This is a genomic window from Oribacterium sinus, assembly GCF_963553175.1.
GTDB lineage: Bacteria > Bacillota > Clostridia > Lachnospirales > Lachnospiraceae > Oribacterium > Oribacterium sinus_B.
On record NZ_CAUVME010000016.1, the window covers coordinates 22,331 to 48,239 of the forward strand.

General features: G+C 43.7%; 17 protein-coding genes. 14 read left to right on the forward strand and 3 right to left on the reverse strand.

Going from position 1 to position 25,909, the window contains the following annotated elements:
* Positions 1-200: 200 nt before the first annotated feature.
* The 5 genes from RYO92_RS06035 (at position 201) to RYO92_RS06055 (ending at position 10,428) form a co-directional block, all read left to right on the forward strand.
* Positions 201-2,711 (forward strand): bifunctional diguanylate cyclase/phosphodiesterase, encoded by a 2,511-nt coding sequence (locus RYO92_RS06035; protein ID WP_315369814.1) that lies wholly within the window; start codon positions 201-203, stop codon positions 2,709-2,711.
* Positions 2,712-2,725: 14 nt separating this feature from the next.
* Entirely contained in the window at positions 2,726-3,178 is a 453-nt protein-coding gene (locus RYO92_RS06040) for a YhcH/YjgK/YiaL family protein (protein ID WP_314833522.1), read from the forward strand.
* Between the two features lie 327 nt (positions 3,179-3,505).
* Complete coding sequence (locus RYO92_RS06045; protein WP_315369791.1) at positions 3,506-5,941, forward strand: Cna B-type domain-containing protein; 2,436 nt, start codon at positions 3,506-3,508, stop codon at positions 5,939-5,941.
* A gap of 229 nt (positions 5,942-6,170) precedes the next feature.
* Positions 6,171-8,657: a Cna B-type domain-containing protein gene (locus RYO92_RS06050; RefSeq protein WP_315369792.1), complete on the forward strand. Its 2,487-nt coding sequence runs from the start codon at positions 6,171-6,173 to the stop codon at positions 8,655-8,657.
* Between the two features lie 160 nt (positions 8,658-8,817).
* Positions 8,818-10,428 (forward strand): potassium/proton antiporter, encoded by a 1,611-nt coding sequence (locus tag RYO92_RS06055; RefSeq protein WP_315369793.1) that lies wholly within the window; start codon positions 8,818-8,820, stop codon positions 10,426-10,428.
* Positions 10,429-10,530: 102 nt separating this feature from the next.
* Here the strand turns inward: RYO92_RS06055 and RYO92_RS06060 are convergent, their stop codons facing one another.
* Together RYO92_RS06060 and RYO92_RS06065 are read right to left on the reverse strand one after the other, a co-directional pair.
* A complete protein-coding gene (locus tag RYO92_RS06060; protein ID WP_315369794.1) occupies positions 10,531-11,250 on the reverse strand; it encodes a pseudouridine synthase in 720 nt (239 codons plus the stop codon).
* A 114-nt stretch (positions 11,251-11,364) separates the two neighbouring features.
* Positions 11,365-12,510, reverse strand: a complete 1,146-nt coding sequence (locus RYO92_RS06065; protein ID WP_315369795.1) for a DUF4317 domain-containing protein — start codon at positions 12,508-12,510, stop codon at positions 11,365-11,367.
* A 143-nt stretch (positions 12,511-12,653) separates the two neighbouring features.
* Here RYO92_RS06065 and RYO92_RS06070 point away from each other — a divergent pair, with 143 nt between their 5' ends.
* A complete protein-coding gene (locus RYO92_RS06070; protein ID WP_315369796.1) occupies positions 12,654-14,102 on the forward strand; it encodes a polysaccharide deacetylase family protein in 1,449 nt (482 codons plus the stop codon).
* 179 nt (positions 14,103-14,281) lie between these two features.
* Complete coding sequence (locus tag RYO92_RS06075) at positions 14,282-15,934, forward strand: tetratricopeptide repeat-containing diguanylate cyclase (protein WP_315369797.1); 1,653 nt, start codon at positions 14,282-14,284, stop codon at positions 15,932-15,934.
* 376 nt (positions 15,935-16,310) lie between these two features.
* Here the strand turns inward: RYO92_RS06075 and mnmA are convergent, their stop codons facing one another.
* Positions 16,311-17,399 carry a tRNA 2-thiouridine(34) synthase MnmA gene (gene mnmA, locus RYO92_RS06080; RefSeq protein WP_315369798.1) on the reverse strand — a complete coding sequence of 363 codons (1,089 nt, stop codon included), beginning with the start codon at positions 17,397-17,399 and terminating at the stop codon, positions 16,311-16,313.
* 313 nt (positions 17,400-17,712) lie between these two features.
* On the opposite strand from mnmA, the gene rfbA reads away from it, so the two are divergent.
* The 7 genes from rfbA (at position 17,713) to RYO92_RS06115 (ending at position 25,807) form a co-directional block, all read left to right on the forward strand.
* Positions 17,713-18,597, forward strand: coding sequence for a glucose-1-phosphate thymidylyltransferase RfbA (gene rfbA, locus RYO92_RS06085; RefSeq protein ID WP_315369799.1), 885 nt, complete (start codon positions 17,713-17,715; stop codon positions 18,595-18,597).
* Positions 18,598-18,606: 9 nt separating this feature from the next.
* On the forward strand, positions 18,607-19,623 hold the full coding sequence (rfbB, locus tag RYO92_RS06090; RefSeq protein ID WP_007155814.1) for a dTDP-glucose 4,6-dehydratase: 1,017 nt from the start codon (positions 18,607-18,609) through the stop codon (positions 19,621-19,623).
* Positions 19,624-19,625: 2 nt separating this feature from the next.
* Positions 19,626-20,543, forward strand: a complete 918-nt coding sequence (gene rfbD / locus RYO92_RS06095) for a dTDP-4-dehydrorhamnose reductase (RefSeq protein WP_315369800.1) — start codon at positions 19,626-19,628, stop codon at positions 20,541-20,543.
* Between the two features lie 170 nt (positions 20,544-20,713).
* Complete coding sequence (gene glmM, locus RYO92_RS06100) at positions 20,714-22,066, forward strand: phosphoglucosamine mutase (protein WP_315369801.1); 1,353 nt, start codon at positions 20,714-20,716, stop codon at positions 22,064-22,066.
* A gap of 122 nt (positions 22,067-22,188) precedes the next feature.
* On the forward strand, positions 22,189-23,910 hold the full coding sequence (leuA, locus tag RYO92_RS06105) for a 2-isopropylmalate synthase (RefSeq protein WP_315369802.1): 1,722 nt from the start codon (positions 22,189-22,191) through the stop codon (positions 23,908-23,910).
* A gap of 62 nt (positions 23,911-23,972) precedes the next feature.
* Entirely contained in the window at positions 23,973-24,947 is a 975-nt protein-coding gene (locus RYO92_RS06110; RefSeq protein ID WP_315369803.1) for a glycosyltransferase family 8 protein, read from the forward strand.
* Positions 24,947-25,807: a glycosyltransferase family 2 protein gene (locus RYO92_RS06115; RefSeq protein WP_315369804.1), complete on the forward strand. Its 861-nt coding sequence runs from the start codon at positions 24,947-24,949 to the stop codon at positions 25,805-25,807. The genes RYO92_RS06110 and RYO92_RS06115 overlap by 1 nt, the downstream gene beginning before the upstream one ends.
* Positions 25,808-25,909: the final 102 nt, after the last annotated feature.

Sequence of the window (25,909 nt, forward strand, 5' to 3'; positions counted from 1 at the left end):
CTTAGTCTAAAAATAGCAAGATAGGATAAATAGTTTTTACAATAATACAAATTGTTTTTTATGGATATTTCCTAAAAAATCAAATAAATAGGAAGTATTATAGATTTTTACGTAGCCAGAGAAATCATTTTACGTTAGAATAATGAGATTAAGAATTTTGTAAGGAAACGATAAGCCTGTAAGGAGGACCGGTGGCACAGATGGGAGATAAGGAACGAAATAAAATTATTCGTTTTGCTTTGCTTTTGGCAAGCTTTCTTTGTCTGCTTCTTTTTGTGTTCTTAACTTTTTTTGCATGGCAGAACTTTTTCAGTCAGAAACCGAAGGAATGGAAGGAATGGAAGGAGAGCGATGAGAGCTATATGCTCCCGGAGAAAAAGAACATTCTTTTTCTGAGCTCCTACGATACATCTTCTCCGCTTTTTGCCAGTGAGCTGGAGGGAATAGAATCCATCATTAATCAATCTAATATTCATTTGGATACCATCAACATGGATTTTCAGCATTTTGGACATGATAAGGATATCGAGGCAATTTATACCTTTGTACAAACCCGTTTGGAGAACAGAGAAAAGCCCTATGATGGCGTTTTGGTGGGGGATGATAGAGCTTTGGAATTCGTTTTGGAAAAGCAGGAGGAGCTTTTTCCGGATATTCCCATCATTTTTTTCAGCATCAACAATCAGGAACTGGCAAAGAATGCAGCTAAAAATCCCAAGTTTTCAGGATATTACAGTCCCTCCTATTTAAAAGATACTTTAAGCTTGGCAACTTCCCTGCAAATGGGTGCGGATACCATTATGGTGCTTTATGATAATACTTATTGGGGAAATCAAGCTAAGGAAGAGTTTTTCTCCCTGCAACGAAGCTTTTCCTCCTATCGTTTTGCGGGCCTGAATTTTTCTCAGATGAAAAAAGAGGAGTTTCTGGAAGCCATTGAGAAATTAGATGAAAAAAGTATTGTGCTTTACATTTCTACCACATTGGATGAGGACGGCAATTACTACCCGGGCAATCAGGCTAGGAAAATGATTTTGTCCAGAGTCAATGTTCCGGTGTATAGCTATGCTATGTTGGATAATGTAAGGGGATTTTTGGCCGGAAGAGCACCGGACATAAAACAAATGGCCAAGGATGCCAGCCTGCTGATGTTGGATGTGTTATCGGGCAAGAAGGATGTGGAGAAAATCTCAGCGGAAGAAGATAGCTCGGGAAAGCTTGTGGTGGACAATCGTGTTCTTAGTGCTTACCATCTTTCCAAAGCACGACTTCCGAAGAACGTTGTCTTGGAAGATACACCTCAGCAATGGATTATGCGCTATGCCCGCTTTTTATTTATTGCCGCTTTCCCTCTGTTGGCGGTATGTATGATTGCTGTTTACTTCCTCATGAGTCGTTTACACAGTAAGAAGGTTCTGCAGGAATTGGAAGAGAAAAATGAGAGTCTCTTGCTGGCGAAGGATGATTTGGAACATAAATTAAGCTACGACTTATTGACGGAGCTTTTGAACCGTCAAACCGCATTGGCAAGGCTTACGGATTATATTGGAGACAGCAAAGATTACTCCTGTGTTTTAGTGGACATTGATAATTTAAAAGAGTTAAATGAATCCAGGGGCTATGATACGGGAGACTTATATCTGGTAGCTGTGGCCAATCGACTTCGTCGCTTTGAAAAGGATCATGGCGTCATTCTTTCCCGTTACGGTGGAGATGAGTTTATGATTATTTTCCCCAGAAAATGTTTGCAGGAGGATTCTCCGGAGCTGGCGGAAATCCTTTCTATCTTCCGAAGGGCAATTACCGTGGGAGAAGAGACGGTATATATGAATGCCTCGGGAGGTGTGGCCTCTTCCATAGGCGGGGAAAGCCCCCGGACGATTGTAATGTACGCCGGACTGGCCATGAGCTTTGCAAAACGGAAGGGAAAAAACCGCTTGGTGTTCTATAGTGAGGAGCTTCGATACAAAAAAGAAAAAATCAGTCAAATTTTGAAGATTGTGGAGAATGCCATTCAGGAGAATTCCTTCTATATGGTATATCAGCCCCAGGTGGACTGTAAGACCAGAAAAGTAGTAGGCTTTGAATCCCTTATGCGTATTCGAAATGAGGATTGCTCTCCGGATCAGTTTATTCCTGTGGCAGAAAGCTATGGCTATATTGCCAAGCTGGGAAAGATTGCGGTGGAACAGGTTATAAGACAGCTGGCCAAGTGGAAGGAAGAGGGGCATGCTCTTTGCCCAATCTCCATTAACTTCAGCAGTTATCAGATTTATGATGATGACTTTGTGGAATATCTTTTTTACCAGCTGGATCGTTATGAAATTCCTCATGAATACGTGGTTTTGGAAATCACCGAGGGAATTCTTTTTGAGGAGAGTAAGCAGACCAAGAAAATCTTCAATCGTCTGGTGGAAGCCGGAATTCAACTGCATTTGGATGACTTCGGAACCGGCTACAGCAGCTTTAGTTACCTGCCCTATATTCCCTTGAATACAGTGAAAATGGATAAGTCCTTAATCGATCATTTCCTGCCGAACAATGGAGACGTGATTCGAAACCTGATTGACATTGTTCATGACTTGGGAAAGGTTGTTATCGTAGAAGGTGTGGAGGATGAGTGGCAGTACGAAAAACTCCTGGAGTATCAATGCGATATTATTCAAGGCTACCTTTTTGGCGGACCTTTGCAGGCGGGAGAAATTCCTTAAGGAGGAAAATTTAAATGGTATTTCAGAATTTAAAAAATCATGACAAGTACGATTTATCCAATGAACGATTTCAAGCGGCGTTTCAGTTTTTAAAAAGAGAAGATTTGGGGCAACTGGAAGACGGAAACTATCCTATTTTGGGAGAGGAGGTCTTTGCCATGGTGCAAAGCTTTGAAACGGCATTGGATAAAGACCGGCGTTTTGAAGCCCATGACATTTACTTTGATATCCAGAATCTCCTGGAAGGAGAGGAAAGAATCGATGTGCTAGCCCGTTCCTCCTGTGAGATTACAGAGAATCCGGAGGGAAAGGATATCTGCTTTTTAGAGCCTAAGGGGGCATATTCTCAAATGCTTTTAAAAGCAGGGGATTATCTCATCCTTTCTCCGGAAGAGGCTCACAGACCTGCTGTTGCGGTACACAATCCAATGTCATGCAGGAAAGTTGTTGTTAAGGTAAAGCTGTAATTCTTTTTGAAATAAAAAAAGAAGAAATAGAAACTAAATTCTAAAAAAAATATAAATTAAATTCTTCCTAAAGTAAGAGGAATGTGAGAAAAATGTTCATTTTCAGAAAGGAAAGAAGCATAAAAGGATAAAAAAGAAGTGCAAAAAACTTAAGAATGAAAAATCCAATCTTCTTTATACGGTTTTTTCTTTTTTCGTCCGGTTACAGCAGAAAATTCCAAGAATCAAGCCTTGTCAGGATGTCTTGTTTTTTTGAAAAGCTGTGGTAGAATACATTAGCTATTGTTTAAGTATTAATTTTTAAATCATTATGAAGGAGTAGAAGACATGAAGCGTAAAAGAAAGCTGTTAGCGATCTTGATGGCCGTGGCTATGGCTTGGCAGGGAGTATCCTTTGCAAATGCAGATGAGCTTACTTCCCCGGCATCCGCAAGTACGGTGACAAGCGGTACGGAAACCGGCAGTCAGGGTAGCCCCTCGGAAGAAGATATCCGAGCTGAACAGGCGAAACAGGAAGCAGCAAGACAGGCCGCTGCCAGTGCAATTAATGCAACCACCGGTAAAGCTATCAACGTAAACGCTAATGCCGTTTATGTGAATAAGGATAACTCTGCAGCATATAATAATGAAGGAATCGACAACTATGCGCAATTTGGTGTAAGTGTGGATTTTACCGTACCGGAGGGACAGAGCCCAAAGGCGGGAGATACGACCACCTTCCAGTTGTCCGATTCTTTAAGAATTCAAAAATCAGACAACTTCGATATTAAAGATGGGGATCAGGTCGTAGCAAAGGCTAGCATTGATGCGGCAAATAGAACCGTTACCTTGACTTATACGAATTATGTAGAGCAGAGAAGTGATATTAAAGGAAAGTTCTGGCTTTCTCTTCAGGTTAACTCCGATAAGGAGACAGAAGCTAAACAGCTTAGCACTTCTATAAAGGTTAACAACACTTCCAATTTGGCGATTGCCGGTTCTATCAATTATACCGGAATCACAAAAGATAGTGATTTTGATTTGGTAAAGGATTCCTGGCAAAATTTCGTAGAGGAAACCGATGCGGCCGGAAACAAGGTGTACTTAATTCGTTACCGCGTTTTGGTAAATGTTGGAGCAAGAACCAATATTACTTTAAAGGATACTTTGGGAGAGGGAGCATTTTCCTACTACAGCAGTGATGAACATCCCGTATCTATTCGTAAGGGTGTTTGGCAGAGAGGACAGTATGTCAACGGAAACTGGGTTGCTGATGAAGTAAACGGTAAGAACTTTGACATTCGTAATTCTCAGAAGACAGGCCCTGCTACCCAGAGCACAGCACTGGAAGCACAGTATAAAGCTGCTGTAGGCAAGAAGACATTTACCTTAAATCTTGGAAATACAGCTTCCAATGAAGGCTTTGAAATTGTTTACTATGCAAAGGTTGACGGAAAGCCTGTAACAAACTTTAATTATCACAATGAGGTTGAATTGGATTCTGACGGAAACGGTGGAAAGCCGTTGAAGAAGGAATACAATGTTAATGTACAGAGCGCAGGAGGCGAAGCTTCCGGTGACACCTTTAAGATTAAGTTAAAGAAGGTTAATGAAGATCAGAAGGCCTTGGCCGGTGCGGTATTCAGTGTCAGCAACAGTGAGGGAGCTGAGGTGGGTAAATTAACCACTGATGCAAACGGAGAAGCTATTCTTTCCGGCTTGTTAAGAGGAGACTATACCGTTAAGGAGATTCAGGCTCCTGCAGGATATATTTTATCCGATGACAGCTATAGTGTAAAAGCGGATATGTTCGATGTGGCTAAGGTTGCAAGCCTTACCGTTGTAAACAATAAGGCGGAAGCAAAGAGAAATCTCTATGTTACCAAGAAGTGGGTAGATGCAGGAGATAAGGCACAAAGCAGACCGAAGCAGGTAACTGTAGAGCTTCTTCGTAACGGAGAGGTTATCGGCGTAACGCAGGAGTTAAGCCAGGCAAATGCTTGGAAGACTTCCTTCTCCGACCTTCCAAAGTATGACGAAAACAGTAAGGCTTACAGCTATACCATTCGTGAAAAAGCAGTGGAGGGATATGCTCCGGCTATTTCCGGAACACAGGAGCTTGGCTTTACCTTAACCAATACCATCAGCAATAAGATTTCCATTCCTGTTACCAAGGTATGGAGCGGAAAGGGAGATCATCCCTCATCCGTAACTGTTCGTCTCTTAGCAGACGGAAAGGAAATTGCTAAGCAGGATCTTTATGCCAACAATAACTGGCAGTACACCTTTACCAATCTGGAGAGAAGCAAGAATGGTAAGGAGATTCAATATACCGTTACAGAGGATGCGGTAGCAGGCTATACCACCAAGATTAGCGGAGATGCTGCTACAGGCTATCTCAATGTAATTACCAATACCAAAGTTAGCCAGGATCCTAACGCTCCGGGTAATAGGGGCGGCGGAAACGGTGGCGGAAATGGCGGCGGAACTCCAAGCAGAAGCAATAATCGTGGAGGAAGTAATAAACCCAATACTCCCGGATCTGTATTGGATGCTTCCAGAGAGCCGGGCGGTAGCCAGGATAAGGCTCAGGGCAAGAACGGTTCCGTATTAAACGCCAGCAGAAACAAGAAGGCTGACGGTTCCGTATTGGATGCATCTCGTTCCACATCTACCGGCGACAACAGCAGAGCCCTTCAGTATCTTGCATTATTTGCAACTACCGGAGTAGGACTTTTCGCTTGGGTATTGGCCGAGAAGAAAAGAAAGAAAACTGAGAAGTAAAACGCAGTTTTCGCCCCATGAAAATGGCAGGAAGCATAATTACTATGCAGGAAGCATAAAGGAAAAACCGTCTAAGATTTCTTAGGCGGTTTTTTCATATAGCAAATAATTATTTAAAATCTCTGTATTAATTCTTTAAAAAAACTTATTTTTTCACCTTGAAATTTTAAGAAAATATGCTAGAATAGCGAGTGACGCTAAAATTAAGTATTTTTTAAGGAGAAGAAATATGAAAGCTAAGAGACAGATTTTGTCCCTTTTGCTGGTTCTTTTAATGGTATGGCAGGGATTTTCCTATGCCAATGCCGAAACCGGTACTAGCGGGGGAACAACTGTAGTGGCAAGCGGAAGTACAGGGACTGGTACAGAAGCTTCAGTAGCAAGCAGCAGCACAATTTCCGGAGCCGGCACCGGAAGCACAAGCGGAAAGGCAATTGAAAATGCTTTATCCGATGTAGAACTGTTTGTAGACGGAAAGGCTCTGAAGGAGGGTAGCAGTTTTGCCAACTATCAGAGTATGCAATTTAAAGCCACCATCAAAGTTCAGGGCTTAAGTATTCAGGAGGGAGACTATATCTCTATTCAGCTTCCCAAAGAATTAAAGTCCTCCGACTTGAGCTTTAATATTCCGGGAGATAACGGAAAGATTCTGGCTAAGGGAGAGTATAATCAGGCGACCAAGGAAATGCGCATTGTGTTTACCAAGGACGCTGAACATTACAGCGGTACGGACGGTAGTGTATTTTTTAATACGGAAATCGACAAGGAAGTCGTAAAAGCCGATACCAAAACTCCACTGGAACTTAAGGTAAACGGAAAGACCGTAATTAATTACAATGTGGGCTACCAGATTATCGGTAAGGAAAATCCTGTCAGCTTTTGGAAGAGTCGTGACAGAAAGCTGGTTGAACTGGTAGACCAGGACGGAAATACCCATTACTTGATTCATTACACGGTTTCCCTTGATGCTCGACATATCGAGAAGGTACAGGGGGCTACGGATTATGAGAATGTTGTTTTCACCGATACCCTGCAAAGTGATGCGCTTAGCTATTTTGATGTAAAGCATCATTTTACGGATGCAAATCTTAAGCAGTCCGATATTGACACTTATGCTCCTATCTTAAGAACGGGAATCTGGCGTTCCGGACAGTGGCAGAACGGTGTTTGGGTAAGTGCTCCGGATGATACGGATGCGAATCGGGGCCCATTCTGGAGTCTTCGTGATAAGCAGAACTATACAGCAGAATCCTCCAAAGACTTTTTTACTCCGAATTACTCTGCGGATGGACGAAGCTTTACCTATACTATCGGAAAGCTGAATCCGGATGACGGCTTCTTCTTCAGCTATTATGTTGAGATTAATGAAGCATTTAAAAATGGTACTATTTATAAAAATCAGGCAAAACTTACCGGTGACGGAATTGTCAGCAGAGAGCAAATCAGAAATTTTGAAGTCAGTGAAGCCGGCGGTTTCTTAAATGGAAAAACCTTCAACCTTCAGGTTAAGAAAATCGGAGATGAGGGCGAGGCTCTTCAGGGGGCTAAGTTTACTTTAGTTAATCCTAAGACCAAATATACAAAGACCATTGTGACCGACGAGAACGGTATTGCAAAGTTGGAAAATGTTTTCAAGGCCGACTATGTATTGACCGAGGTGGAGGCACCGGAAGGCTACGAGTTGGATTCCACACCTCGTACCATCAGCAAAGAGGATTTTGAGAATTCCATCGCAAAGGGTGCTACCGTAGAAGTGGAAATGCTGAATAAGAAGAAGGAAGTTCTTGCCAAGGAAACCAATCTTTCTGTTAAGAAGGAATGGGTATTGGATCCGGCTCTTGCAACAAATAAGCCTGAAAAGGTTGTAGTTTCCGTTTTAAAGAACGGTGTGAAGGATGAGAATCTTACAGTAGAGTTATCCGCAGCCAACGGCTGGAAGGCAAGCTTCTCCAATCTTCCCAAGCAGGATGCCAATGGAAAGGAAATTGTTTATACGATTTCAGAAGAGGAAGTAGCAGGCTTTAAGGCAGCAATTTCCGGATCGGAGAAGACAGGATTTACCATTAGCAACTATAACGGTTCCAGAGTGGTAATTCCTGTGACCAAGATTTGGCAGGGTAAGGGTCCTCACCCCGACCATTTGAACGTACAGCTTTTTGCTAACGGAGAGAAGGTAGCTACCTATACCTTAAATAAGGCTAACGGTTGGCAGCACAGCTTTGATATGCCGAAATTTGATGCAAACGGTAAAGAAATCCGTTATACCGTTACCGAGGATAGTGTTGCCGGCTATACAGCAACAACACAGAGCAATCCTGCTACCGGCTATGTCAATGTGTTTGTAAATAAGAAAAATGACGATACTCCTACCCCCAATGGTGGAGGCGGCAGAAATGGCGGCGGCGGAAACGGTGGAGGAAACTCCCCCAGTCCAAGTCCTTCACAGCCAAATCCAAGAGGTGGAGATGTATTGAATGCGAATCGTACACCTGCAGGAAATCCGGATGTAATCACTGCGGATGGAGCTGTACTTGGTGCAGATAGAAATGCACAGCAGAATGTTGAGCCGGGAGCTGTTCTGGGCGCTGAGCGTGGACAGACCAAAACCGGAGACAGCAGTGCAATGCTTCTGTACTTTGCGCTCTTTAGCTTAACCGGACTGGGCTTTGCCACAGCGCTGGTTTACGGTAAAAAGAGAAAGACTGTGAAGAGATAATATAAAATTATTTAAGAAGAGTTTGTAAAAAATCATTTGATTTTTTGCAGACTCTTCTTTTTTTGTCCTCGAATGTAGCTTTCTCTTTTTTACGCTCTATGCGCTTTGTTAAAAATATGTTAAAATAGCATTTCAACAAATTAGTAGAGAAGGAGTGGCTATGGAGGGAAATCTGAATCAAATGCTATTGATGTGGGGGATTGTCATTTTCTTCAGCGTTTTTTTGAAAAAGCTCTCTGTAAGAATGGGTCTTCCCATGCTTTTAGCCTTCCTTTTTTTAGGAATCGTCTTCGGTAGTGACGGCGTATTTAAGATTCCCTTTGAAAACTATTCTCTGGCTGAAAATATTTGCAGCTTTGGATTAATCTTCATTATGTTTTCCGGCGGTTTTGGAACAAGCTGGAAGGAGGCAAAACACATTTCCAAGGAAGCAATGGTTTTATCCACTTTGGGCGTAGTCCTAACGGCAGTGGCTGTAGGGCTTTTCTGCATGTTAGCGTTTAACTTAAGTTTTTCCTGGGGCTTATTGCTGGGCTCCGTAATAGGGTCTACCGATGCGGCTTCCGTCTTTTCCATTCTCCGTTCCCGAAAACTGAATTTAAAGGATAGAACAGCTTCCTTACTGGAGTTTGAATCAGGAAGTAACGATCCCATGTCCTATATGATGACCTTGATTTCCATGCTGATGATTCAGGGGGACCTATCCTTCGGACAGATGCTCGGCATGCTCTTTGCTCAGGTCTTCTGGGGTTTGTCCGTAGGTTTTGTGGTGGCTCTGCTTACCCAGTATCTTATGCGGAAGGTGGATGTCTCCGGAGATGGCTTCGACTTTGTCTTTGTTTTGGGATCGGCGGTAACTGCTTATTCCCTTTCCTCCGTACTGGGGGGGAACGGTTATCTTTCTGTTTATCTTACCGGGATTATTCTGGGAAATGGAAAAATCAAAGAAAAGAAGGAGATGGTGTCCTTCTTTGACGGCTTAACGGGACTGATGCAGTTAGTGATTTTCTTTTTGCTGGGGCTGTTATCCCAGCCTTCAGAGCTTCCTCATGTGGCGTTTCAGGGCTTGATTATTTTCTTTTTCCTGACCTTTATTGCCAGACCTCTTTCCGTATTCCTGCTTATGAGATTCTTCCCCTCCTCTAAAAATCGAAATTTCCTTATTTCCTTTGCGGGACTTCGAGGAGCGGCTTCCATTGTATTTGCAATTTTAGCGGTGGAAAGCTTGGGAAGCGGAGACTTTTTGTTCCATCTGGTATTTTTTATCGTGATTCTATCGATTCTCTTTCAGGGGAGCTTTTTACCGAAAATGGCAGGACGCTTGGATATGATTGATGACCAAAGCGACGTTATGAAGACCTTTACGGACTATACGGAGCAAAAGCCGGTGCAGTTTATTGAGTTTATCATTCCTGAAGGGCATCATTGGGCGGGGCAGTTGATTAAGGATATAATTACGCCGCCGGACACCCCTATCATTTTGGTGGAAAGAAATGGAGAAAAAGAATTACCAAGGGGAGATACGAAGATACAGGTGGGAGACCGGGTGGTTATCGGTTCTGCCAAGTCTACCATGGCCTCGGACTTGGATATCGTTGAGCTGGAGGTAGACAGGGACAGTGTTTATGCCAATAAAACCATTGCAGAAATCCCAAGAGATGAGATGGCCAGAGTGCTTTTGATTGAAAGAGGTAAGGAAATCGTGATTCCTAATGGGAACACTACCATTGCAGTGGGAGATATTCTGGTGATTTACAGATTGAATGAGTAATAGACCTAAAAAAGTTTTGTATTGTAGAGCTAAAAAAGTTTTGTATCGTAGACCTAAAAAAGTTTTGTATCGTAGACCGAAAAACAGATCTGTATCATAGGTCTAAAAACAGTTCTTTATTGCCTGTACTTCTTCCTCCGAAAGCTTGCGGTATTCGCCTGGGGCAAGGGCAGGATCTAAATGCAGTGGTCCCATGGAAAGTCTTTGAAGCTTGGTGACCACATAATCCGGAGACAGGGCCAGAAACATTTTTTTGATTTGATGGAATTTTCCTTCCATAATAATGACTTCCACCTGACTTCCTTCCTCCGTGGAAGATAGGCAACGGGCTTTTGCAGGCATGGCAATTAAATCCGTATCGTATTGGATGCCCTGCCGTAAGCGATCCAATTCCTCTTCGGAGATTTTACCGGGGATTTCCACCAAATATTTTTTCTCAATATGCATTTTCGGAGAAAGTAGCTTATGGGCTAAAGCACCGTCATTCATAATCAAAAGAAGCCCCTCACTGTCCTTATCCAAACGCCCTACAGGAAAGAGATCTTTTCTATGCTTGTCGGAAAAGAGATCCAGAACGGTTTTTTGTTTTCTATCCTCAGTGGAGGAAAGCACTCCCACAGGCTTATTCATCATGTAATAGGATAACTCTTCATAATGAATAGGCTCGTCTTTATATATAATCTCGGAATCTCCGGGCTGAACCTCCATGCTTGGATCCTTCACAATCTCACCGTTAATGCTGACCAAGCCCTTTCGAATTTCCCGTTTTAATACGGAACGGCTCTCTACCCCCATGTCTGAAAGATATTTATCCAGTCTCAACTTTGTCTCCCATCCGGAAGGAGAAATGCTCCTAAAAATTCTCCTTCCCTTTTTTATTCATCGTTCTTTCTTTTATTCTTAACAAGTGGCGCAGGCGAACCTGAGACATCTCGTTTATTGCTCTTCCTTTTCCGCAAGTCGTCTTCGTATGGAAATGCCGTTGCATTCCAGATTGTCGGATATGGGAAGTAAGAGATATTCTTTTCCGTCAATGATTCTACTTTCCAAAATTGCGGAAACTTCATTTTTAATCCTTAAATGCACATTATCCGAATCCAAACGAAGGGTGGAATCTGCCAGATTTTCCAAAAAAAGACTCTCGTTTTTCTCTCCCAGCTCTTCTTCATACAGAGAAGAGAAGTTCAATAACTGTTCTTCAGTGGCTCCGGCCTTCTCCAAAAGAGCCTTTACCTGGTTTTTCGGAAGGCTTTGCTCCCGCTCTTCTTCATTTTCCTTATTCTGTAATTCGGAAAGCTCTTCCTGAAGGAGACGAACGTTTTCGAAGGTGCAGTCCTCCTGCAAAATTTCTTCTACCAGCTTGGAAAAACAATTCTTTTGCTGCTTTTCTCCCATGGGAAGGGAAGTGCCGAAGAGGATTTCGGGAAGACTGTCCAGACTATCCTCTCTTTTTTTGCAGCGATACAATAGCTCGTGGATATCACTGCCTCGATCATGAAAGGCGGGATAGAGGAGGGAAATCTCCGGCTTTTGAACGACGAAGTCTTCGGAACGGCTGATAAAGGAATCACTCTGTTGATCAAAGCAAAGACCTTCCTTCAGAAGACTTACCGGACAAAGGGCAAAAAGGATGAAGGAATAAACATTTTCGGAAGCATCCTCTAAGACCAAACCGTCGGTGGTCTTTTTAGGTACGTCATAAACTCCATGGGCCAGAAGCAGAAGATGCTTTCCGGGAATGGGATAGTCCTTACGAATTTTTTCGAAAAAAGCATCATAAAGAGCCTCCTCCTTTAGCTCGGACTGCAAAAGCTGATAAAGCTCCTGTTGCTTTCCCCCTTCCTTTTCTTCCTCGAGTGGGAAAGCCAGGGTATAGAGATTTCTTCCAAGCTTACCGGAAAGAGACTGCTTAAAAAGCTCGCAATATTTAAACAATTCCTTATCCTCCAAAGCATAGAAGGAGTCGGAGAAACGAGAAATAACTTCTCCCTCTTCATTTACAAAGCAACTAACCATACGGTCAATACGACAATCTTCTTTTTTGAAACACCTTTTAACTTCCGCAATTCCTTTTTTATCCATGCTATACTCCTTTTTCTTCTCGGCTAGTATTCTAATAAAAATGCTTCGGATTAACAAGTCTTAAAAAACTCTTCCTTTTTTTTTTTGAAAAAACTGTGGTATAGTAAGAAGGAAATGGCAGAATTAAAAAAGAAGGGTTAATCATGGCGGACAAGAGAAATATAGACAGCGGAGAGAGAAAATTTCGTAATCGAAGCGATAAATATAGAGCAGAACGACAGAGCAAGCTTAACAGCAGTGCAAAGAGAAGGAGCAGTACCGGAGGAAATAGAATTCCTCGAAGCCTAACGGAAGAGGAGAGACGGGAATATAGAAGAAGAAAGGCAAGAATCAAGAAGAGAAGAGAAGCGGTAAGAAATGTTCGGATACTTTTCGCTTGTGTAGCCTTAGTGTTTATGTTCTTGGTGTTTAAGGCCTTTGCCGGAATTGTACATTTTATTGAGAAGAGCAGAACGGAGCAAAAAGGAGCTATTGAGACGGTGGTGGAGAGCTCCATTTCTGAGGGGCTTTCGGAAGAAAGCGGAGAAGGGCAGGAAAGTGCTTCGGAAACCGCAGAAAGTGCCAGTGAAGACAATGGTCTTGTGCTATCCGGAGGAAGATACATCGATCCCACCAAACCCATGGTGGCTTTGACCTTTGATGACGGACCGGATGTGCAGGTGGACAGTATTTTGATGGATGAGCTGGAGAAGGTGAATGGAAGATCTACCTTCTTTGTTGTGGGACAGCGAGTGGAAAAGTTCCCCGAGGATATTAAGAACACTGTTGAGCGTGGCCATGAGGTAGGCAATCACTCTTATGACCATGATATTCATTTAAGCAAAAAAGGTGTGGACTATATCCGGAATGAGTTCGATAAGACGGATCAGGCGGTTCAAAATGCCTCCGGCGTTGCTCCCGCATTGGTACGTCTTCCCGGTGGAAATTACACGGCAGACGTGAAAACAGCAGTAAGTAAACCTCTGATTTTCTGGTCTATTGATACGGAGGATTGGCGTTCTCGGGACGCGGAAAAAACCAAGCAGATTGTTTTGAGTCAGGTAAAGGATGGGGATATTGTGTTGATGCATGCCCTATACCTGTCTACGGCTGAGGCCTGCAAGGCGATTATTCCGGAATTAACGGCCAGAGGATATCAGCTGGTTACCGTTTCGGAGATGATTCGTTTCCGCGGTCAGGATGTTGCCGGCGGAAACGGCATACAGTATAAGCATTTCCCGCCTGTGGTAACGGAAACACAGGTTGCAAGTACGGAAAGTACCGTTTCCGTGGTGCAAAGCTCGGCTAGTACCCAATCCGCCACCGCTTCATCTACAAAGTCCGCAGAGACTAAGGCGAAAAGCAGTACGGAAAGTACAAAAAGCAAGAAGAGTAGCAGCGAAAGCAGTTCTTCTACGAAGAAAAGCAACACAAACTCTACGAAGGAGAGCACAAAATCCACCAAGGAAAGTACGAAATCCACAAAGGAAAGTACAAGTGCTACGACTGCCCAGACAACGGCGGAAAGAAATCCCGCAACAGCAGCACCGGAAACCTCAGCCCTTGCTCCGGCAAATTTTAACGGAGCGATAGATGCGGAGGATCCTCATTAGAAGAGAGATTCAAGGCGATAATAATTATTTTAGAAAAACCCTCTTTTGTATAAGAGGGTTTTTTGTTATAATAGTTCGGATTATTATTCATAACGAGTATCGCTCGCAAAGCGTGCGATATCTCGTTTAAACGGTTGCTACGGTTTAAGCTGAGGCAGCTCGTTCAAAAGGAAAAGTTTATGGATTTTAGCGGATATGAAAAGGAAATACAAGATCTATCCCTACTAATAGAAAAACAGTATACCTTATTTGATGAGGGGATTTTTCACAGCTTAGGATACCTTCTTGGAATGGCGGAAAAATTAGATGATGAATCTTTGAAGGGCTATGTGTACTATCAGTTGGCTGATGCGTACTATAGCTTTCATTTTGACGTGGATCAAATGCAACTTTATCTTTCCAAAGCCATTAAATCCCAGCAGGAGGTACAGGATTTTTCTCTTTTGACCCGTTCCCATAATCTCTTGGGCATCACGGAGTTTTTGCGTGGAAACTTCGCTCTGGCACTAGATTATTATATGACGGCCTTAAAGTATTATGAGCAGATGGAAGAAGCGGATAACAGCCTCAGCGGTATTGTGAAATCCAATATTGCAAGACTCTATTTCAGCTTAAATGACTATGATCATGGTCGCTATTACGCCGAAGAAGCCCTCTATGACATTAGTGGAACTACCGTAGACAGTGCGTATGTTTCCAATATGATGAGCATTTATATTTTCCTGGGAAATATCTATTTAAGCAGAAGTCGGGATGTGCAGGCGGCAAGAGCCTGTCTGGATTCCGTTCTAACCCTGGCAAAGAATTCCCCCTATACAGGAGAGCTGCTGTCCGGTATAGACATTTTAAGCTTTTCTATTCGTCTTGCTCATTACGAGGATAAAATATCGGAGCGGGATCTTTTGATTCGACGTTTTGTGGATCGGGCGGTAATGACGGCTCTCCGGACCCATATGATTGAGGATGTGTGCGATTTGGCGGATTTCTTTTTGGAAATTGATAAGCTTAAGGAATGTCATAAGGTTTTACATCTTCTGGAGGGAAAGCTTTCGGAAATCAATCTTCCTGAGTTGCAGAAACGCTTTTTGGAATCCAAGCTCCGATATTTCGACAAGGTTTCCGATGAGAAATCCAGAAATGAGTCTGCATATCACTACTATGAGATGGTGAAGCAGCAGGAGGTGGAGAAGGTCAATGCCTTTTTATTTGCCTTAAAGATTCGGAAGGATTTGGAGGATTTAAAGGAGCAGAATGCCTTTATGGAGGAGGAAAATGTTCGCCTCACCCAGAAAGCGGATCACGATGAATTGACCGGCCTTCCCAATCGCTATCATTTAAGCACCTTTGCGGATGCAGCCTTTGAGAGAGCATATAATTCCAGAACCCCTGTAGGCTTTGAAATGGTGGATTTGGACTATTTTAAGCAGTACAATGATCGCTACGGTCATCAGGCCGGGGATGAATGTCTTCGTTTGGTTGCCGGGGAAATCAAGAAGCTCTGTGCAAAGCATCCAGGCATCTATGCTGCCCGTTACGGCGGGGATGAATTTGTTCTGATTTATGAGAATATGCAGGATGAAGAGCTTCTGAGCTATGCCAAGGAATTGGGAGAATCGGTGAAAGCCTTGAACCTACAACATTCGGAAGAAGTGGGAGGGGGAGTTGTGACCATTTCCCAAGGAATCCGTAATTCCGTTCCGCTGAAAAAGAACAGGGTTTGGGATTATACCTTTGCGGCAGATACCGCCCTTTATAACGTAAAGGGAAAAGAGAGGGGAGGAATTCTGCTGATTCATAAGGCAAAGCTTTCGGATGAAGCTTTGTATGTCTAGCGAGAAATGTATGAAATCAAAATAATATAGGATTTTCGGCAATATAGGTCTGAATGCGGGGTAGTCTGAGCCCGATACTTGCGAAATCCGACGAAGTGAAGAACTGTAAAAATCAATAAATGAAGCGAATAATGCAGTATAGGTCTGTAAGAGGGGCAATCTGAGCCCGCCGGTACTTACTGAAAGCGAGCAAAGCGAAGCTTGAAGTTAGTTCCGATGCGTAGGCGAGGTTAGCGGGAGCGTGCCCCGATTATAGACCTATACTGCATTAGAGCACATCTTTATAAATAAATACAGTCCTTCAATACATTGGATTAGGCTAGCGAGCATGCCCCAATTCAGACCTATATTGCTGGGAAAATCCATTTTGTTTTTTTTACAGTTTCTTATACCCTTCTATAATCGTTCCCCCCCCGAGAACCAGGTCTCCGTCATAAAGCACCACGGCCTGACCTTTGGTTACGGCTCTTTCCTTTTCCGGGAAGCGTAAGAAGACGTCACCATTTTCCCGTAGGGAGACGATTGCGGGAACAGCCTTTCCGTTATAGCGGGTTTTGGCTTCTACTGCCCTTTCTTCCGTTGGGGGAAGGCTGATCCAGTTAAAATCATTGGCCAATAGGCCTTCAAAGTAAATCCCTTCTTTGTCAGAGAGAATCACTTGATTTTTTTCAATATTTTTTCCGGAAACATACATGGGCTTTTTCAAGGAAAGTCCCAAGCCCTTTCTTTGGCCGATGGTGTAACGGATAGTACCTCTATGCTCTCCCAGCTTTTTTCCGTTTTCATCTACAAAGTCTCCGCCTGGATAGGGCTTTCCCCGAAACTTTTCCAAAAAATCTCCGTAATCTCCATTGGTTACAAAACAAATATCCTGAGAATCCGGCTTATCGGAATTGATAAAGCCGTATTTGTCCGCAATCGCCCGAACCTCTTCTTTAGAAGAATATTCTCCCAAGGGAAAGAGGGTATGGGCCAGCTGTTCCTGGTTTAAGAAATAGAGAACATAGCTTTGATCCTTTTTCTCGTCCCTTGCCTTCTTCAAAAGATATCGACCGGTACTTTCGTCCTTTTCGATTCTGGCATAGTGTCCGGTAACGATATAAGAGCAGGAGAGCTCCTCCGCCCTTTGGTATAGCTTATCGTGCTTCATAAAACGATTGCAACGAATACAGGGGTTAGGGGTTCCGCCATTTTCATAGGTCTCTACAAAGGGAAGAATGACTTTCTTCTGAAAATCGTCCTTGAAATTCAAAACATAAAAGGGCATGGAAAGGGTAGAGGCCACTTGTCTTGCGTCCTCCACATCTTCTAGTGTACAACAGGTCCTGCTTCGGCAGGCCTGTCCGGTTTCGCTATCGTATAATTTCATGGTGATGCCGATACAATCATATCCTCTTTCCTGCATAAGCGCTGCGGCAACTGAGCTGTCCACACCGCCACTCATGGCAATTAAGGCTTTTTCCATGCTGAACTCCTTTTGAAAAGTATTGTCTTTAGCTAGTGTAGCATAGGAGAAAATGCCTTGCAAAGGTGGGGAAGAGAGTTTATGAAAAAATAAGAGGAAGCGAGAAGCGAGAAGCATGAAGCGAGAAGCATGAAGCGAGAAGAATGAAGCTAATTTTTTAAGCAATAGTTTTTGCCGGAAACGGCTTTATAAAAATTCTTAAAAAAGCTCCTATAAAAATTAAGCTAATTTAACAGAAAAAGCCTTTGTATATCTGCTTTGCCTATGCTAAAATTTACAGCAGTATGCATTATTTTAAGAGGGGAGAAAAACCATGAAAGGTATTATTCTTGCAGGAGGTTCCGGTACCAGATTATATCCGCTGACAAGGGTGACTTCTAAGCAATTGCTTCCGATATATGACAAGCCTATGATTTATTATCCTTTGTCCGTTTTGATGGATGCAGGGATTCGGGATATTTTGATTATTTCCACACCTACAGACACACCCAGATTTCAGGAGCTCTTGGGGGATGGAGAGGCTTTCGGTTTACATTTACAGTATGCGGTTCAGCCCTCTCCGGACGGATTGGCCCAAGCTTTTTTAATCGGAGAAGAGTTTATCGGTGGAGAGCCGGTAGCCATGATTTTGGGAGACAATATCTTTGCCGGACGAGGCTTTAGAGAAATCTTAAAGAAGGCTGTGGCAAAGGAGCATGGTGCTACCGTATTCGGCTACTATGTGGATGACCCGGAGCGTTTCGGTATTGTGGAGTTTGACGGTACGGGAAAGGCGATTTCCATTGAAGAGAAGCCGGAAAAACCCAAGTCAAACTACTGTGTAACCGGCTTGTATTTCTACGACAATAAGGTTGTGGACTATGCGAAAAGCCTAAAGCCTTCCAAGAGAGGGGAGCTGGAAATCACCGACCTGAACCGTATCTATTTGGAGAAGGGGGAGTTGGATGTGGCACTTTTGGGGCAGGGATTTACTTGGCTGGATACCGGAACCCATGCCTCTTTAGTGGATGCTACCAACTTTGTATGTACCATTGAGACTCATGAGCACAGAAAGATTGCCTGCCTTGAGGAAATTGCCTACCGTAATGGCTGGATCAGCAGGGAAAAGGTTTTGGAAGCCTATGAGCTTTTAAAGAAAAATGAGTATGGCAAGTACTTAAAGGATGTTTTAGACGGAAAATATATCGAAGAGCAGTAGGAGGAGAAGATGAAAACAATCGTAACCGGAGGCGCAGGCTTTATTGGAGGAAACTTCATGCATTTTGTGGTAAATGCCTATCCCGATGAGGAGTGGATTTGCCTGGATAGCCTGACCTATGCAGGAAATTTGGAGACCTTGGCTCCCTTAGAGGGAAAGAAAAATTATCGTTTTATCAAGGGAGATATTACAGACAGAGCTTTTATCTTTGATTTATTTGCAAAGGAAAAGCCGGATGTGGTGATTAACTTTGCGGCAGAGTCCCATGTGGATCGCTCTTTAAAGGATCCGGAAATCTTTTTAAAGACCAATGTTTTGGGCACGGTTTGCCTGATGGATGCCTGCAGAGAGTACGGTATAAAGCGTTATCATCAGGTATCCACCGATGAGGTATACGGAGACCTTCCTTTAGAAAGAACAGACCTTTTCTTTACAGAGGATACTCCTATTAAAACCTCTTCTCCCTATTCATCCTCCAAGGGAAGTGCGGATCTTTTTGTCCTGGCATATCACAGAACCTTCGGACTGCCGGTGACCATTTCCCGTTGTTCCAACAACTACGGTCCCTATCATTTTCCGGAGAAGTTGATTCCGCTGGTAATTTCCAGAGCCTTAAATAACGAAAGCATTCCTGTTTACGGTAAGGGGGAGAATGTTCGTGACTGGCTCTATGTAACCGACCATTGCAAGGCTATTGACCTCATTGTCCGTAAAGGAAGAGTGGGAGAGGTCTACAATGTTGGCGGACACAATGAAAGAACTAATCTTGAGGTTGTGAAGACGATTTTAAGGGCCTTAGACAAGCCGGAATCCCTGATTCATTATGTGACAGACCGTCCAGGACACGATATGCGTTATGCTATCGACCCCACGAAGCTGGAGACTGAGCTTGGTTGGAAGCCGGAATATACCTTTGATACCGGAATCCCCGTAACTATTCAGTGGTACCTGGATCATAAGGACTGGTGGGAGCACATCATTTCCGGAGAGTATCAGGATTATTATAAGAAGCAGTATGGAGAATAAGCATGAGAGTTTTCGTTACCGGCGTTAATGGTCAGTTAGGTCATGATGTGATGAATGAGCTGGCTCGAAGAGGCATAGAGGCGGTAGGCTCCGGGATTGAGTCGGAGTATGTGGGAATTATGGACGGAAGTCCGGTTTGCACGATGCCCTATGTGGGACTGGATCTGACCAATGAAGAGGAAGCCAGAAGAATTCTTACCGAAGAGAAGATTGACTGTCTGATTCACTGTGCCGCATGGACTGCGGTGGATGATGCGGAGGATCCGGAGAAAAGAGATTTTGTTTTTCGTATTAACGGAGAGGTTCCCGGAAGTCTTGCAAAAGTCATGAAGGATTTAAAGGGGAAGATACTCTATCTTTCCACAGACTATGTTTTCTCCGGCGAGGGAACAAAGCCCTGGGAAGAGGAGGAAAGAGATTTCCATCCCATCAATGTGTATGGAGCTTCCAAGCTTGCGGGAGAAGAGGCGATTCGAAAGGTTTTACCGGAGCATTTTATTGTTCGTATTGCCTGGGTTTTCGGCTTAAACGGAAAGAACTTTATTAAGACCATGTTACAGGTGGGGAAGAAGCATCCCAGTGTGCGAGTGGTTTCCGACCAGGTAGGAAGTCCCACCTATACCTTGGATTTGGCAAGGCTTTTGGTGGATATGGTGGAGACGGAAAAATACGGTACTTATCATGCCACCAATGAAGGAGAGTACATTTCCTGGTATGACTTTACCAAGGCCATTTACGAAGAGGCGGGACTTTCCACGGAGGTGATTCCCGTTACTACGGAGGAGTACGGTTTAAGTAGAGCAAGACGTCCCTTTAACTCAAGACTGAGTAAAGAAAAGCTTAAGAGAGAGGGATTTCAGGGCCTTCCTCATTGGAAGGATGCTTTAAAGCGTTATTTACAGGCGTTAGAAGCGGAATAAAGAAGCTTTCTTTTATAGAAAGGAGAGAGGACCTGTTTGCAGATTCGGCAGACAGGTCCCTTTCCAAAAATAAGGGACAGAAGAACCCGGTAGAAGGGAATAGCAATATATTTAAAGCCGGAATGAAAAAATGCACTGGCTCAATTTGCAAAAAAAGTTAAGGAGAAAAGATGGGAAAATATTTTGGAACAGACGGTTATCGTGGAGAGGCTAACGTAGATTTGACAGCGGATACCGCCTTTAAGGTGGGAAAGTTCTTGGCCTATTATTTTTCGAACAAAGGCACAAAGGAGTGCCGCATTGTTATCGGTAAGGATACCAGACGCTCCAGCTATATGTTTGAATATGCTCTTTCCGCAGGAATTACCGCTGTGGGAGCAGATGCGTATCTGATGCACGTTACCACTACGCCTTCCGTTAGCTATATTGTTCGTTCCGAAGACTTTTCCTGCGGAGTAATGATTTCCGCCTCCCATAATCCTTTCTATGACAATGGTCTTAAGGTCATCAATGAAAACGGAGAAAAGGTTTCCGATGATTTTATTGCGGAGATTGAGGCCTATCTGGATGGAGAAACCGGGGAAGTTCCTTTAGCCACCGGAGATAAAATCGGAAGAACCGTAGATTTTGCTGCAGGAAGAAACCGTTATATCGGTTATCTGATTTCTTTGGCTACCCGTTCCTTTAAGGGAAAGAAGATTGCTTTGGACTGTGCCAACGGTTCCGCATCCTCCTGTGCCAAGGCGGTATTTGATGCTCTGGGAGCGGATACCCATGTACTTTCCAATGATCCTAACGGCTACAACATAAATGCCAACTGCGGTTCTACCCATATGGAAGCTTTGCAGGAGTATGTGAAGAACGGGGATTGCGAAATCGGCTTTGCCTATGACGGCGATGCGGATCGTTGTCTCTGTGTAGACAGTGACGGAGAACTGGTGGACGGAGATCAGATTCTCTACCTTTGCGGAAAGAATATGCGGGATAAGGGGCAGTTAAAGGACAATAAAATTGTAACTACCATTATGTCCAACTTTGGCTTATACAAGGCCTTGGATGGGGCAGGCCTTTCCTATGAAAAAACCAAGGTTGGGGACCGCTATGTTTATGAAAATATGGCGGAAAACGGTTATTCTCTGGGAGGTGAGCAGTCCGGACATATCATCTTTATGCGGCATGCCACTACCGGGGACGGAATTCTCACCAGTATTAAGCTGATGGAAGTGCTTTTAGAGGAAAAGAAGAGTCTTAAGGAAGCTTTGGCGGAGTATCAGCGTTTTCCACAGGTACTAAAGAATGTTCGGGTGAAGGATAAGCTTTTGGTGGAGCAGAATGAAACCGTACAGGAGGCGGTGAAGAAGGTGGAGGAAAGTTTGGGAGAGGATGGAAGAATTCTTCTTCGTGCTTCCGGAACAGAGCCTCTGATTCGTGTTATGGTGGAGGCTTCCAAGGAAGAGCTTTGTGAGAAATATGTAGAGGAAGTTATAGCTGTTATGAAAAAGGAAGGACTAGTCCTTTCCTAAGTTTATTGATAGAGTAAAAGGAAGCCCTGCAGAGCTTGGAAAAGCTTGTTTGGCAGTACAGGGTAGACTCAAAATAAGAAGTAAGTAAGAGTAGTAGTGGAAAAATACAATAGGAGGTAAGAATGGATCAGGTAAAACGTTACAGAAAATTTCCGATTTTTCGTTATCCGGAAAGAACTTGGATGGATCAGGAAATCACTAAAGCACCGATTTGGTGTTCTGTGGATTTAAGGGATGGAAACCAGGCCCTTGTGGATCCCATGACCGTAGAAGAAAAGGTGGAATTTTTCCAACTCCTATGTAAGCTTGGTTTTAAGGAGATTGAAGTCGGTTTTCCTGCGGCTTCTCAGATTGAATTTGATTATTTACGGACTTTGGTGGAGAAGAATCTGATTCCGGAGGATGTTACGGTTCAGGTTTTGGTACAGTGTAGAGAAGAGCTTTTGGAAAGAAGCTTCCAGGCTCTTCAAGGAGTAAAGAAGGCCATTGTCCATATTTATAATTCTACCTCTGTATTGCAAAGAGATGTGGTTTTCGGAAAGTCCAGAGAGGAGATTACCGCCATTGCCCTTACCGCTGTGGAAATGGTGAAGCGGCATGAAAAGGATTTTTCCGGAGAGCTTCGTCTGGAGTATTCTCCGGAAAGCTTTACCGGAACGGAGATGGATTATGCTTTGGAAATCTGTAATGCGGTGATTTCCGCCTGGGGAACCAAGGCGGGACGGGAGATTATCATTAACCTGCCTAATACCGTAGAGATGCATAGCCCCAATGTCTATGCGGATCAGATTGAGTTTATGTCCAAAAACATGAAGGAAAGAGAGCATGTGATTCTTTCCGTGCATCCCCATAATGATAGAGGAGAGGGCATTGCCTCCGCAGAGCTGGCCCTTCTTGCCGGAGCACAAAGAGTCGAAGGAACCCTTTTCGGAAATGGAGAAAGAACCGGAAATGTCGATATTTTAACCCTGGCTTATAACCTTTTCTCCCACGGCATCGACCCCAAGTTGAATCTGGAAAATGTTCGGGAAATTCAGGAGGTTTATGAGCGTTGCACCAAGATGAGTGTGCCGGATCGTCATCCCTATGCGGGAAAGCTGGTATTTACCGCCTTTTCCGGCTCCCATCAGGATGCCATCAATAAGGGTGTATTAGCTATGCGGGAACGAAAGAACCCCTTCTGGGAGGTGCCTTATCTTCCCATTGACCCTGCAGATATCGGAAGACAGTATGAGCCTGTGGTTAGAATCAATTCCCAGTCCGGTAAGGGCGGAGTTGCCTTTATTCTGGACTTTGATTACGGCTATAAGCTGCCCAAGGCAATGCAGAGAGAATTTGCGGATTATATTCAGAAGATTTCCGAGCAGGAGGGCGAGGTAAATCCGAAGAGAATTTTAGAGGTATTCCGGGAGGAATATGTGGAAGCCAAGGCTCCGTTATTCTTCAAGAATCTTCGTACCACCGATGTGGAAGGAGAGGGAGATTCCTACATCAGCTTTATTAACCTGACCTTTGAAAATCGCGGTGTACTGCGAGAGGTTTCCGGTCAAGGATCCGGTCCTATCGAGGCGGTAATCAGTGCCTTGAATAAGGAATTTAAGCTGGCTTTAAAGGTTGTGGATTATACAGAACACGCTCTTAGTGCAGGTTCCTCTGCAAAGGCGGTGTCCTATATTCAACTTGCAGAGGAAAATAGCGGAAAGTCCGGCTTCGGTGTGGGAGTTTCCTCCAACATTACCCGTTCCTCCGTTAGAGCGATTTTCAGTGCGATGAACCGTCTGCTTTTCCCGGAAGAGGCTGAGGCGGAAGGAAAGCGTAGAGTGGCGGAAGAAAGAAGCTCTTAAAGCAAGACTAAGTAGAATACAGCTTAAAGCGAAACTAAGTAGAATACAGAAGGGAGAAAAGTATGCACATCGTTTACGGAGTCAATGAGGCCTTTATGCCGATTCTTGCGGTGTCACTTTCCTCTCTTCTTTTGCATGCGGAGGGAGAAGCTCTTCATTTTCATATCCTATCCTTGGGGATAGAAGAGGAAAGTAAGGAAAAACTTCGGCAATATGTGGAGACGGAAGGACAGAAAATTAGCTTTTATGATTTGGAAGAGAAATTATCCGAATGGAAGGAAAAGCTTCCCGCCCTTTTCACCGGAAAATTTTCCAAAGCTACCCTGCTTCGACTCTTTATCCCTTCCACACTTCCGGAAACTATTACCAAGGCTTTATACTTGGATGCGGATACAGTGGTGCTCCAATCCATTTTGCCCCTTTATCATCTAAAGCTTGGAGATAAGCTTTTGGGCATGGCTCCGGAGCCCAGTATTTATAAAAAGCATAAGGAATTTTTATCCTTAGCAGAGGAAAGTCCCTACTATAATGCGGGAGTGATGCTTATGAATCTTTCATTGCTTCGGGAGGAAGGAATGGAAGAAAAATGTCTTCGCTATTATCAAATGAAGGAAGGTCAGCTTCCTTTTAATGACCAGGACATTTTGAATATGGTGTGCAAGGGACGGATTCGCTCCTTGCCCCAGCGTTTTAACTTCTTTTCCAACTATGCTTATGCAAGGTATAGTGCCTTGTGTCGTTTTTCTCCCTGGTATCAGGAGCTGGAAAGCAAAAAGAGCTATTCGCAGGCAAAGGCCCATCCGGTGATTGTCCATTTTGCCGGAGACGAAAGACCTTGGAGAGAAGGCAATCACAATTATTATCGCAGAGCCTTTGACTATTATGCGGAAGAAAGTCCCCTTCCGTTGGAAAAAGAAAAGGGAAAGCAGGGCTATTTATTTTGCTACCATGTCCTAAATCTCCTGACTTTTGTATTCCCTAAGCTTCGGGAGAAGGTGGGAGAGCTTTATTATCGTTCTATGGGGAAGGAAAACTAATGTCCTGTGCTATAGTGATTTTAAATTATAATGATTTGGAAAATACCCTTCGGCTATATAAAGAGCTGAAGGATTTTTCCGTGTTAACGAGAATTTATATCGTGGATAATGCCTCCACGGATGGTAGCAGGCAGACTTTAGAGAAGATTCAAGACCATAAGTGTAAACTGATTTTTGCCAAGGAAAATAAGGGCTATGGGGCAGGCAACAATCTGGGATTTCGGGCCGCCTTTTCGGAAGGGATGGAATACTGCTTTTTAGCCAATCCCGACACCTGCTTTCAGAAAGCTTACTTTGAAAATGTTCTGTCTGTTTTTGCAAAGGAGAAGCAGGTGGGATTGGTCTCCGGCAGAATGAAGGACCCTTACGGAAAACAGGCTACAGCTTGGCCTTTACAAAGCTTTTCTAAAAATCTTCTGAGCATGGGACCCTTTAGCAAGAGAATTTTTTCTTCCCTGCTCTTTTATCCTAAAGCCTATTTGGAACAAAAGCCCTATGTGAAGGTGGATGTGCTGCATGGCTCCTCCCTTTGTATTTCTAAAGAGGCATTCCAAAAGACCGGAGGCTATGACGAGGAGTTCTTCCTTTATGAGGAGGAAAAGGTAATTGGTCAAAAGCTGAGAAGGGCAGGCTACAAATCCTATCTTTGTACGATTTGTTCTTACCTTCATGAGGACAGCGGTAGCACCAAGAAATCCTTGAAATCCCTGGTGCAAAGACAAAAGCTTCGGCAGCAGTCCGAGGCATTGTATGCCCGAAAATACCTCCATGCCAATTTTTTACAAATGCTTTTGTTAAGGCTTGTGCAGGCAGTGATTTTGGGAGAAACCCTTTTTTATTCTCTTTTGCTTTCTAAATGAGCCGAAATCAAGAATGCTAAAGTCCTATTTTATGGGTGGAACTTGTGTAGAAAAAAACTAATGCGGAGCCGGAATTCCTTAGTCAAAGAGAGGAATTGCTTA

Excerpts from the sequence above, each read along its gene's own strand:
- RYO92_RS06050 (WP_315369792.1), top strand. The coding sequence starts at position 6,171 with ATGAAAGCTAAGAGACAGATTTTGTCCCTTTTGCTGGTTCTTTTAATG.
- RYO92_RS06110 (WP_315369803.1), top strand. The coding sequence starts at position 23,973 with ATGCACATCGTTTACGGAGTCAATGAGGCCTTTATGCCGATTCTTGCG.
- glmM (WP_315369801.1), top strand. The coding sequence starts at position 20,714 with ATGGGAAAATATTTTGGAACAGACGGTTATCGTGGAGAGGCTAACGTA.
- RYO92_RS06115 (WP_315369804.1), top strand. The coding sequence starts at position 24,947 with ATGTCCTGTGCTATAGTGATTTTAAATTATAATGATTTGGAAAATACC.
- rfbB (WP_007155814.1), top strand. The coding sequence starts at position 18,607 with ATGAAAACAATCGTAACCGGAGGCGCAGGCTTTATTGGAGGAAACTTC.
- RYO92_RS06065 (WP_315369795.1), bottom strand. The coding sequence starts at position 12,510 with ATGGATAAAAAAGGAATTGCGGAAGTTAAAAGGTGTTTCAAAAAAGAA.
- RYO92_RS06055 (WP_315369793.1), top strand. The coding sequence starts at position 8,818 with ATGGAGGGAAATCTGAATCAAATGCTATTGATGTGGGGGATTGTCATT.
- leuA (WP_315369802.1), top strand. The coding sequence starts at position 22,189 with ATGGATCAGGTAAAACGTTACAGAAAATTTCCGATTTTTCGTTATCCG.
- RYO92_RS06035 (WP_315369814.1), top strand. The coding sequence starts at position 201 with ATGGGAGATAAGGAACGAAATAAAATTATTCGTTTTGCTTTGCTTTTG.
- rfbD (WP_315369800.1), top strand. The coding sequence starts at position 19,626 with ATGAGAGTTTTCGTTACCGGCGTTAATGGTCAGTTAGGTCATGATGTG.
- RYO92_RS06045 (WP_315369791.1), top strand. The coding sequence starts at position 3,506 with ATGAAGCGTAAAAGAAAGCTGTTAGCGATCTTGATGGCCGTGGCTATG.
- RYO92_RS06040 (WP_314833522.1), top strand. The coding sequence starts at position 2,726 with ATGGTATTTCAGAATTTAAAAAATCATGACAAGTACGATTTATCCAAT.
- mnmA (WP_315369798.1), bottom strand. The coding sequence starts at position 17,399 with ATGGAAAAAGCCTTAATTGCCATGAGTGGCGGTGTGGACAGCTCAGTT.
- RYO92_RS06075 (WP_315369797.1), top strand. The coding sequence starts at position 14,282 with ATGGATTTTAGCGGATATGAAAAGGAAATACAAGATCTATCCCTACTA.
- RYO92_RS06070 (WP_315369796.1), top strand. The coding sequence starts at position 12,654 with ATGGCGGACAAGAGAAATATAGACAGCGGAGAGAGAAAATTTCGTAAT.
- rfbA (WP_315369799.1), top strand. The coding sequence starts at position 17,713 with ATGAAAGGTATTATTCTTGCAGGAGGTTCCGGTACCAGATTATATCCG.